This window comes from Pacificoceanicola algae, from assembly GCF_049341065.1.
Lineage (GTDB): Bacteria > Pseudomonadota > Alphaproteobacteria > Rhodobacterales > Rhodobacteraceae > Pacificoceanicola.
Map to the genome: position 1 here is coordinate 1 of NZ_JBMPIX010000077.1, position 575 is coordinate 575.

Below are 575 nucleotides of genomic sequence, written 5' to 3' on the forward strand. Positions count from 1 at the left end.
CGCAGCAGCGCCGCGTCGACGATGGGTGATCCCTTTTTCGGTGCGGCCTTGATCAGTTTGCGCCGCCCATGCGCCCAGCAGAAGGCCAGCCGCAGCGGATCGCCGCCCGGGCGTTCCGGCGTGGCCAGATGGGTATAGGCGCCATAGGCATCGACCTGGATCGTGCCGTTGAAGCCGGTGAGGATTTCAGCGGCGTATTCGCCCTTTCGCCCGGGCCTGTAATGGAAGACCACGCCCGGCGGCGCGGTTCCGTTCCAGCCGCGATCATCGCGCAGCACCGCCCAGAGATATCCGGTTTTCGTCTTGCCGCGCCCCGGGTCCAGCACCGGGGCAGTGGTTTCGTCAACGTAAAGCCGGGTGCTGCCCGCCAGCAGCTGCTTGGCCATGTGGTCGACCACGGGGGCGATCAGCGCACCGGTCCGGCCCATCCAGTCGGCCAGCACCGAGCGGTCGATCGGCACGCCGTGCCGGGCCATCACCACGGCCTGCCGGTTCAGCGGCATGTGCTCGGAATGCTTGGAAACAGCGATCTGGGCCAGCAGCGCCTCGGTGGGCCAACTGCCCTCCAGCAGATG

General features: G+C 67.8%; 1 protein-coding gene. It reads right to left on the reverse strand.

What is annotated here, in order from left to right; translation table 11 throughout:
* Nucleotides 1-575: IS66 family transposase (gene tnpC, locus ACOYQJ_RS26255; RefSeq protein WP_422908825.1), on the reverse strand; the 575-nt coding region annotated here is incomplete at both ends.